Annotated in this window: 6 protein-coding genes; 3 read left to right on the forward strand and 3 right to left on the reverse strand. The window is 64.8% G+C overall.

Translation table 11 applies throughout. The features are described from left to right. Together VL52_RS23620 and VL52_RS21965 are read right to left on the reverse strand one after the other, a co-directional pair. The coding region (locus VL52_RS23620) for a two-partner secretion domain-containing protein (protein WP_144410368.1) at positions 1–2,677 on the reverse strand (2,677 nt) is incomplete at its 3' end. A gap of 36 nt (positions 2,678–2,713) precedes the next feature. Further along, entirely contained in the window at positions 2,714–4,405 is a 1,692-nt protein-coding gene (locus VL52_RS21965; protein ID WP_052729467.1) for a ShlB/FhaC/HecB family hemolysin secretion/activation protein, read from the reverse strand. Between the two features lie 512 nt (positions 4,406–4,917). Here VL52_RS21965 and VL52_RS21970 point away from each other — a divergent pair. Together VL52_RS21970 and VL52_RS21975 are read left to right on the forward strand one after the other, a co-directional pair. Beyond that, the gene (locus tag VL52_RS21970) at positions 4,918–6,318 is read left to right on the forward strand and encodes an L-serine ammonia-lyase (RefSeq protein ID WP_046159040.1); all 1,401 of its coding nucleotides are present in this window, start codon (positions 4,918–4,920) and stop codon (positions 6,316–6,318) included. A 118-nt stretch (positions 6,319–6,436) separates the two neighbouring features. Next, positions 6,437–6,964, forward strand: coding sequence for a GNAT family N-acetyltransferase (locus tag VL52_RS21975; protein ID WP_046159041.1), 528 nt, complete (start codon positions 6,437–6,439; stop codon positions 6,962–6,964). Positions 6,965–7,028: 64 nt separating this feature from the next. On the opposite strand, the gene speA is transcribed toward VL52_RS21975, so the two are convergent. Further along, positions 7,029–8,909 (reverse strand): arginine decarboxylase, encoded by a 1,881-nt coding sequence (speA, locus tag VL52_RS21980; RefSeq protein WP_046159042.1) that lies wholly within the window; start codon positions 8,907–8,909, stop codon positions 7,029–7,031. Between the two features lie 469 nt (positions 8,910–9,378). Here speA and astE point away from each other — a divergent pair. After that, positions 9,379–10,293: succinylglutamate desuccinylase (gene astE, locus VL52_RS21985; protein ID WP_052729468.1), on the forward strand; the 915-nt coding region annotated here is incomplete at its 3' end.

The following is a 10,293-nucleotide window of genomic DNA, read 5'->3' on the forward strand; positions in this document are numbered from 1 at the left end:
CGGCGTTCAGCTTCAGGCTCTGGGCTGCGATATGGCCGCCATCGTTGGTCAGCACGGTTTGCTTGCTCAGCTCCAGATGGCTGGCCGCCTGCAGCGTGCCCTTGGCGTTGTCTATCGTCGCCGCGTTGACGGTCAGATCGGCGTTGCCGGCGACCTTGCCCTGATTATGCAGCTCATCGCTGACCTCCACCTTGCTCGCCGCGTCTTTGCCCAGCGCCAGGATCTGGCCCTTGTCGGCGTTGGTCAGGGAGGCGGCGGTCAACTGCAAGTCTTTACCAGACTGGATGGTGCCGGCAGCGTTCTCCAGCGCGCCGGCGGTCAACTTCACCTGGCCGTCGCTGCCCAGCAGGCCATCGTTGTGCAGCTGGTTCGATACCGTCAGATCGATGCCCTGGCCGCCAATCAGGCTGCCCTGGCGATTGTTCAACGTCTTCAGTTGGCTGCTGAGTTGCTGCTGGGCGTAGATCTCGCCAGCCTGGTTGCTCAGCGAGTCGGCATTCAGTTTCAGACTCTGGCCAGCGATATGGCCGCCGTCATTGATCAGGCTGGCTTGTTTCGACAGCTCCAGATGGCTGGCCGCCTGCACCGTGCCCTTGGCGTTGTCTATCGTCGCCGCATTGACAGTCAGGTCGGCATTGCCGGCCAGTTTGCCCTGGTTGCGCAGCTCGCCCTCTACATCGACGGCACTGGCCGCATCCTTGCCCAACGCCAGGATCTGGCCCTTGTCGGCGTTGGTCAGGGACGCAGCGGTCAGTTGCAGATCCAGGCCGGACTGGATCAAGCCGCCGCCGTTGTCGAGCGCGCCGGCGCTCAGCTCTAGCTTGCCGTCGCTGCCCAGCACACCGCCGTCGTTATTCAGTTGCTGGCGCGCGTCGACGGATGCCGACTGGACGCCGGCCAGCCGCCCCTGCCGGTTGTCGAGTTGCGCCGCCTGCGCGTCCAACCGGCCGTCGCTGGCGATGCGGCCTTGTTCGCGGTTGTCGAGCGCGTCGGCGCTCAGGCACAACGCGCCGCCGCCGGCGTGACTGATTTCGCCGCCGCGGTTGTCTAGGTTGCCGCTTTGCAGCTTCAGACCGTGGCCGGCGCTGGCGAGCAGGCCCTGGCGGTTGTCGGTCTCGCCGTTGATGCGCCAGGCCGAGTCGGCTTGCCCGGTCTGCACGATCTTGCCCTGGCGGTTGTCCAGCGCGCCCAATTGCAAATCCACCTGGGCGGCGGCGAACTGGCCGCTACGGTTGTCGAGCTGGCCATCGATGGTGAGCCGGGCGGCGCCGGCGGCGCTCAGCCGGGCCTGCTGCGCGTTCACGTCGCCGGCGGCGCGGATGTCCAGCGCGCCGTGGCTGGCACTGACCGTGGCGTGAGACAGATCGGCCTGGCCAGCCTTCAGACTGACGTCGCCGCCGGCCAGCAACTGGCCGCTGTGCTGCAACATGCCGGCGCTGGCCACCGCCAGCCGGCCATGGTCGGTCAGCTTGCCGTCGGCCTGGGCGCCGGCCGCCAAGGCGCCGTCGCCTTGCAGCGAGCCTGTGTTCAGCGTGAGGTCCCCGCCGGCGCTGAGCGCCTGATGCAGCGTGGTCTGGCCGGCGATATCGGCCTGGATCGCGCCCTCGGCGCGGGTAACGCCATCGTGCCGCAATTGGCCATCGGCCTGCAGGATCAGATTCTGCTGGCTATGGGTCTGGCCGCGCAGGATCAGGTCGCCGGCGCTGGTCAGTTGCAGATCGCCGGCCTGGGCCGCCATGGTGCCCAGCTGATTGACGCCGACGCCCTTCTCGGTGCCCACCAGCTTGATGGCGTTGGCGTACATGCCGCCCAGCTGCGCCACGTCCAGCGCGAAGGCCGGGGCGTCGCTCGGGCTTGCCGCCAACGGCTGGGCCGCCAGCGTGGCGGCGTCCACCTGATTGCGGCCCAGCACCAAGTCCAGCTTCTGCGCGTACAGATTGGCGTTGACCGACACTGCCCGGCTGATGATGGCGAAGCTGTCGACATTGGCGGCGTTGAGGCCGGCGCCATCGATGCTGACGCGGCCGCCGGCCACCTGGTAGCCGGTCAGCGCGCCCTGGGCGTTCAGCTGCGGCGCGCCGGTGGTCAGCGTGGCCTGCTGGGTATTGATGAAGCCGCAGCCGCTGCAAGTGATGCCCCAGGGGTTGGCGATCACCACCTGCGCGCGCTGGCCGGCCACTTCCAGATAGCCGCGCAGCTGCGAGGGGTTGGCCTGCGTCACTTCGTTGAGGATGATGCGGGCGCTGCCGTTCTTCAGATTGGGGTTGCCGCTGATGTAGCCGGCCAGCTGGGTATTGGCGTTGACCGCGCTGTTGTTGAGCAGCGCGCCGCCGGGGCCGACGTTGAATTGCTGGTACTGGTTGTGCGATACGCCGGCGGCGGTGGGCGCGGCGATCTGCACCACCGGCAAGCCGTTGGCCGACTGGATCACGCCCGGCTGCTTGCCCGCCGGCGCGTGCGGGTCGGCGGCGATGTCGGCCGCCAGGGCGCTGCTGCCCAATCCCAGGCCGATCAACAGCACGCTGAGGCGCAGCGAGAATGCCTTGCACGCCGCCGCCAGCGTGGCGGCGACGCTCTCCGCGCCATTGCCCTTGCCCTGTCCGCTGGCGTCTTCCTGCACCACCATCAGTTGGCCGCGGGATTGGTTGAAGATGATCCGATAAAGGTGTTTGTTCATGATGTCAGCTCAGCAAGACGGGACAGGGCAGCGGGCTCACCACTGCGCGGTGATCGAGAAATGGGTGATGGCGGGACGGTCCCAGCCCTGCGGCTGGTGCAGCGCGCGCTCGTGGCTGAGTTCGGCGGACAGATGGCCGCCCAAGCTCATGCGCAGGCCGGCGGCCCAGCCGGACAGGCTGCGGACCGGACCAACATCGTAGGCCGGGCGCGCGATCTGGCCGGCATCCAGCCCCAGGTAGGGCTCCAGCGCCAGCGGACCGGCCGGCGGCAGCGGCCAGCTCAGCTCGTTGCGCAGGTAATAGCCGCTCTGCCCCACCAGCGTCTCGCCGTTGAAGCCGCGCACGGTGCAGCGGCAGCCGAGAGAGAACTGCTCGCTGGACATCAGCAGGTCCGGGCTGTACTGCCCGCGCAGCTCGCTGCTCCAGCGCAGCGTCTGCGATGCGACATGCAGCGGCAGCTGCAGCGCCAGCCTGCCCTGGTAAAGCTCGTGGCGGGCGGTCGGGCCGCCCAGCGCCGCCAGCGTGTCCGGCTGCGCGCCCCATGCGCCGATGCCCCGCTGGTAGCTGATCGAGCCATCCAGCACCGCCTCGCCCAGGTACTGGCGGTGGCTGAGCTCCAGCCCGGCGATGGTCAGGTCGCGCCGTTGCTGTACCACCTCGGCGTCCTCGATGAAGCTGCGCGACGCCTTGCGCGTCAGGCTCAGCTTCAACTCGGTCTTGCCGCTCTGATTGCGCCGCAACAGCCGCGACAGCGACAGCAGGGTGTTGCGGCTATGGCCGCTTGAGGTGAAGCTTTGGTTCACCCCCTGCACCGTCTGGTGGTAGGCGAAGCCGCTATAGCTGACAAAGCCGGTCCAGTTTCCCAGAGGCAGCAGCCAGGACAGCGACGCCGACTGGCTCAGCGGATGCTGCAGATGCTCGGCGTCCTGGCTCCAGGACAGCGACAACGCGTCGTTGAGGCCTGTCGCGCCGCCCAGCGTCAAACTGCCGGTCGTTTGCAGCCGGCCGGTGGCGTCTTGGCCGGAATCGTCCAGCGACAGCATGCCGGACAGCAAGCGGCCGCCGCTTCTATCCACCACCACGTCGCTCTCGCCCGGCGCGTCGGCCGGCGTCAGCTCCATCGTCGCCTGCTGGCCCGGCACCCGGCCCAGCTGCTCCAGGCCCTGCTCCAGGTCGCGCACATTGAGCAAGTCGCCCGGCCCGGCTGGGAAAGCGCTACGCAGGCCGATTTCGCCGCCCCCCGCCTTCAGCCGGATCGCGTGGATGCGGCCAGGCACCACCGCCAGCCGCAGTTGGCCGCCGCGCAGGTTCTGTTCCGGCAGGTAGACCCGGCTGGTGACGAAGCCGCGCGCCACCATCTCGTTGGTCAGCGCCGCCGCCAGGCCGTTGATCCGGGCCAGGTCGACGCAACCGGCCAGGCCGGCGTCGGCCAGCGGCTGCAGCCAGGCCAGCCAGCCGGCCGGCGCGCCGTCCAGCTCCACCCTCATCAGGGCGAAGCAGTGTTGGGCATCGGAAGCGGGAACAATCGTCTGCGGCGATGCCGCCGGCGTTGGAGCGAATACGTCCGGGCGCTGCTGCAGTTCCTGGCGGCGCTGTTCCAGTTGTTGTTGCTGGTGGCGGAGTTGTTGGTCGTTCTGTTGCAGCACCGCATCCGGCACGGTGGCGGCGCAAACCCAGGCCGGAAAGAGCAAGCCGCCCAGGCGGGCGGCTTTCGAGGCAAAGTTCATCGCGGAAATTAGAGTAAATGTTTAAATTTGTTTAAAATTTCTCCGCAAATGTTAACCATTTGTTTACATAATCGAATTACGTAAAAATACGTAATCAATCTGCAATTGATTGATAAAACCACCATTCATTCATTAAAAACGTATAAATTTCACAAAACTCAATAATGTAGATTTTAAATTCCAAAAAATGACATTCAAATGCCATGAGCAAAATACGACAACCATTCTGACTTCAGTTCCACGCATCCCTCCACGCCGCGCTCGACATCCTCGCATTCCCTTAAAAAAACAACGACATATTCCAAATAAGACCATATTCTCTACAGGGTGGTGCGGGATTGCGCTCTGCTGTAATCTGCCGACGAGCCAACCGGACCGCTCCCCTGCGGCGCAATCATCCGCCGCCCGCGCACCTTCGCCCGGCAACCATTACAATACAAACTAAGAGACGCCTCGCGGCGCCCGACAACAACCCGGCCCGAGCCGGGAATTTCCCTTAGAGAAGCATTACCATGGCAATCAGTGTTTTCGACCTGTTCAAAATCGGCATCGGCCCATCCAGCTCCCACACCGTGGGCCCGATGCGCGCCGCCCGCCAATTCATCAGCCGCCTGGAAAAGGACGGCCAGCTGGACGCCACCGTCCGCGTCAGCGCCGAGATGTTCGGCTCGCTGGGCGCCACCGGCAAGGGCCACGGCACCGATGTCGCGGTGCTGCTGGGCCTACAGGGCGAACAGCCGGACCTGATCGACACCGATGCCGTGGACGGCATGCTGGACGCCATCCGCGAACAGCGCAAACTGAAGCTGCTGGGCAAGCGCGAGATCGATTTCGTCGAAGGCGAGCACCTGATCCTGCACAAGAAGAAAACCCTGCCCTACCACCCCAACGGCATGATCTTCGAAGCCTTCGACGCGGCCGGCGAAAGCCTGTCCAAGCGCGCCTACTACTCGGTAGGCGGCGGCTTCGTGGTGGATGAGGCGGCGATCGACGCCGGCTTCGTCCCGCCGGGCGTCACCGAGCTGAAGCACCCGTTCAAGAGCGCGGCCGAGCTCTTGGCGCTGTGCCAGCGCCACGGCAAGAGCATCAGCCAGATCATGCTGGAGAACGAGCTGTCCTGGCGCAGCGAGGAAGAAGTGCGCGCCGGCCTGCTCAACATCTGGAACGTGATGCAGGCCTGCGTGAAACGCGGCTGCGAGCGCGAAGGAATCCTGCCGGGCGGTATGAAGGTGAAGCGCCGCGCCGCCAACATGCACCGCAAGCTGCTGGCCTCGCCGGAAGCCGCGATGCGCGACCCGCTGACGGTGATGGACTGGGTCAACCTGTACGCGCTGGCCGTCAACGAAGAAAACGCCGCCGGCGGCCGCGTGGTCACCGCCCCCACCAATGGCGCGGCCGGCATCATCCCGGCAGTGATGCACTACTACGCCCGCTTCGTGCCGGGCGCCAGCGACGACGGCATCGTCCGCTTCCTGCTGACCGCAGGCGCCATCGGCATCCTGTTCAAGCTCAACGCGTCCATCTCCGGCGCCGAAGTCGGCTGTCAGGGCGAGGTGGGTTCTGCTTGCTCCATGGCCGCCGGCGCGCTGTGCGAAGTGATGGGCGGCACGCCGGAACAGGTTGAAAACGCCGCCGAGATCGGCATGGAGCACAATCTGGGCCTGACCTGCGATCCGGTGGGCGGCCTGGTGCAGGTGCCTTGCATCGAACGCAACGCGATGGCTTCGGTGAAGGCCATCAACGCGGTGCGGATGGCGCTGCGCGGCGACGGCCAGCACTTCGTGTCGCTGGACCGCGTGATCAAGACCATGCGCGACACCGGCATGGACATGAGCACCAAGTACAAGGAAACCGCGCGCGGCGGCCTGGCGATCAACGTGATCGAGGTGCCGGTCAACATCGTCGAGTGCTGACCCCCCCTCCCTGCTCCAAGCAAAAAAGCCGCGGCGAAAACCGCGGCTTTTTTTATTGGCTAAGCTCCTGCCCGCTGGCACACTGTAATCTGTCCCACCCACACCTGAGCTTCATTCCGTGCACTCACTAGACATAGAAACGCCGCGCCTGCTGCTGCGCCCGCTGCAGGAAAGCGACGCCCCTTTCATCCTGGAACTGGTCAACGAACCCGCGTTCCTCGCCAATATCGGCGACAAGGACGTGCATGATCTGGCCGGCGCGCGCAACTACATCGAGAAAGGCCCGCAGGCCAGCTACCGCCAGCATGGCCACGGTCTGCTGATGGTGGCGCTGCGCGACGGCGGCGAGCCGGTCGGCATCTGCGGCCTGGTCAAACGCGACAGCCTGCCCCACCCCGACATCGGTTATGCCTTCCTGGCGCGCCACTGGGGCCGCGGCTACGCCAGCGAAGCCGGCGCCGCCTGTCTGGAGCACGGACGCGCACGACTGGATATCCACTACGTGGTGGGCATCACCGCGCCGCACAATCAGGGTTCGATCCGGGTATTGGAGAAACTGGGCCTGGTCTACGACCGCACACTGGACTTGCCCGGCATCGACGGCCCCAGTCTGTATTTCGTCCCGCCAGGCTCCGATCCAGTCTGATCGGCGCGCCAGGCGCAAAAAAACCGGGCTCAAGGCCCGGTTTTTTTACTGGCGAAAGCGTAGATCAAACCGCCAGATACGACGACTGCTTCAGACCGCGGCAGAACTCGGCGAAGTACAGGCTGCGCTCTTCCGGGTTCAGATCGCACTCGCGGGTCTTGGCCTCGTAGCGGTTGAGCAGATCCTCCGGCGACAGGTGCACGTAGCGCAGCATGTCTTCGATGGTGTCGTGCTCCTCGATGCCGGAAACCTCCAGCTCGCCGCCTTCGCGCACGTAGACATTGACCGAGTCGGTATCGCCGAACAGATTGTGCATGTCGCCCAGGATTTCCTGGTAGGCGCCCACCAGGAACACCGCGATCAGGTACTCGTCGCCCTGCTTCACCTCATGCACCGACATGCTGGACTCGATGCTCTGCTGATCCACATACTGCTTCAGCTTGCCGTCTGAGTCGCAGGTCAGATCCTGCAGCACCGCGCGGCGGGTCGGCTGCTCGGCCAGACGATGCACCGGCATGATGGGCAGCACTTGGTCGATGGCCCAGGTATCCGGCAGGCTCTGGAATACCGAGAAGTTGCAGAAGTACTTGTCGGCCAGGCGGTCGGTCAGCTCGTCGTACACCTGGCGCTGCGAACGCTGGCTGGCCTGCAGCTGGGTGTGCAGACGGCGGCACAGCGTGGCGTGGACTTCCTCAGCCAGCGCTTTTTCCTTCAGCGACAACCGGCCTTCGGCGTACATGTCGCTTACTTCCGACACACAATGGCTGGCGCGGTAGTAGATTTCGGTGACCAGCTCTTCATCGTTGAGGCTGGCCAGCTCCACCAGCTTGCGCAGCGGCAGCGACAGCTCTTCCGCGTTCTCGATCGGCGCCACCGTATCGGGCAGACGCTCGACGTCGGTCACGTTCATCAGCAGCACCGCGTGGTGGGCGGTCATCGCGCGGCCGGACTCGGACAGGATGCGCGGATGCGGAATGCCATTTTCGCCGCAGAATTCGGACAACATGGACACGATCACGTGGGCGTATTCGTCCATGTCGTAGTTGATCGAGCTGTCGTTGCGCGAATGGGTGCCGTCGTAATCGACGCCCAGGCCGCCGCCGACGTCGACATGGTCGACCGGCAGGCCCAGCGCGCGCAATTCGGCGAAATAGCGGATCGCTTCGCGGAAACCCAGGCGGTAATCGGCGATATTGGCGATCTGCGAGCCCATGTGGAAGTGCATCAGGCGCACGCAGTCGCCCAGGCCGGCCTCGATCAGCTTGTCGGTGGCCGAGATCAGCTGGCCGGCGGACAGGCCGAACTTGCCCTTCTCGCCGCCGGTGTCGGACCACTTGCTGGACGCCAGCGACGACAAGCGCACGCGCAGGCCGATGTTCGGGCGCACTTCCAGCTTGCGGGATTCCTCGATCACCAGCTCGACCTCGGACTCCTTCTCGATCACGATGAACACCTGGTGGCCCAGACGCTCGCCGATCAGCGCGAGGCGGATGAATTCGCGGTCCTTGTAACCGTTGCAGACAATGGTGCAGCCCTTGGGCGCCAAAGCCAGCACCGCCATCAGCTCCGGCTTGGAGCCGGCTTCCAGGCCGATGGACACGTCCTGGGTCGCGATGATGCTCTTGACCACCGCTTCCTGCTGGTTGACCTTGATCGGGTAGATGGCGGTATAGCGGTTGCCGTAGCCTTGTTCGGCGATGGCCTTGTCGAAGGCGCCGCACAGGCGGGTCACGCGATCCTGCAGAATGTCCGGAAAACGGACCAGAAGGGGCAGATCCAGGCCTTTGCCGCCCAGATCGCTCACCAGGCGATACAGATCGATTTCCTTACGCTGGCGCACATTGGGACGCACGACGATATTGCCGTTGTCGCCCACATCGAAATAACCAGCCCCCCAATGCCGGATGCCGTACAGGCTCCGGCTATCAGCCACAGACCAAGCCATGAGTTTTCCTCTCAGAACTTATGATGGATAACCCCGCTCCTTAGTGCACGGCTTTCGGGCTCTACAGCTTTTATGTGGGCCTGGGATGTCGGAGCGAAACAGAATGAATTGTCAGTTGTTGCATAGCGCAAACGAGCGCGGATTGTAACAACATCTCGCTGATTGACAAGTAAAAAAATGCACTCGTTCGCACTCGTCCGAATCGTTTTCCGCCGCCGCTCCCAAACAGCATCCTCCAGCTGGAAAAATCAAGGCAAGCAAAACAAAGGATTGCGCGCGCGGACCCGGCCCAGCCATGACATCGGGCACCATCCGCGCCCTCCTCAAGCATGCCTGTTTTTTCGCAAACGACAAGCTTTTCAACCAGATTCGCAACACTCTTTCCACCCCGCTGCCGCGCCGCGACATGACCGGAGAACAGGCCGCGATTACAATCGGGCATCACCCACTGCCATCGAACCGCCACGCCATGACGCACACGCCCTCCTTCCTGCAGCACGCGCTCGCCACGCCACCCGCACTCGCAGAATGGCCGCTGCCCGGCGGCCTGAAGGCCCGCTGGCTTGCCCCTGGCTGCGTGGAGCTGAATGGCGGCGCCGTCGATGCCGACTCTGTATTGCTGTCCTGCGGCGTGCACGGCAACGAGACCGCGCCCATCGAAGTGGTGGACGGCATGCTGAGCGACATCGCAGCAGGCCGGCTGGCGCTGCGCTGCCGCCTGCTGGTGATGTTCGCCAACCTGGACGCCATCCGGCAGGGCGTGCGCTACGGCGGCTACGACATGAACCGCCTGTTCAACGGCGCCCATGCCAAGCAAACCGAATGGCCCGAGTCGGCGCGGGCCGCAGAACTGGAAAGCGTGGCCGAAGCCTTTTTCGCGCCTTCTCGCGGCCGGCTCCTGCATTACGACCTTCACACCGCCATCCGCGGCTCGGCGTTCGAAAAATTCGCGATCTACCCCTTCATTCATGAACGCGCGCACAATCGCGAGCAACTGGCCTGGCTGCAACAATGCGGAGTCGAGGCCGTGCTGCTGCACAGCCAGCCGGCCAATACCTTCAGCTATCACACCAGCCATCGCTGCGGAGCGGACGCCTTCACGCTGGAGCTTGGCAAGGCGCGCCCATTCGGCCAGAACGACCTGTCGCGCTTCTCCGGCATAAACCGGGCGCTGCGCGCGCTGCTATCGGCCGAACCAGCCGCCAGCGGCGCGCAGCAGGCGCCGCTGCCCCTGTTCCGCGCCAAATACGATCTGGTCAAACTCAGCGAGGCTTTCCGTCTGCACCTTGCGGACGACGTCGAAAATTTCACAGTGCTGCCGGATGGCATGCTGATCGCCGAGGACGGCGATGTCCGCTATGTGGCCTGCGGCGGCGAAGAGCGC

The sequence above is a fragment of the Chromobacterium vaccinii genome, assembly GCF_000971335.1.
Taxonomy (GTDB): Bacteria; Pseudomonadota; Gammaproteobacteria; order Burkholderiales; family Chromobacteriaceae; genus Chromobacterium; species Chromobacterium vaccinii.

Bases quoted from the DNA above. Each gene is read 5' to 3' on its own strand.
- VL52_RS21965 (WP_052729467.1), bottom strand. From the start codon at position 4,405: ATGAACTTTGCCTCGAAAGCCGCCCGCCTGGGCGGCTTGCTCTTTCCG.
- VL52_RS21970 (WP_046159040.1), top strand. From the start codon at position 4,918: ATGGCAATCAGTGTTTTCGACCTGTTCAAAATCGGCATCGGCCCATCC.
- speA (WP_046159042.1), bottom strand. From the start codon at position 8,909: ATGGCTTGGTCTGTGGCTGATAGCCGGAGCCTGTACGGCATCCGGCAT.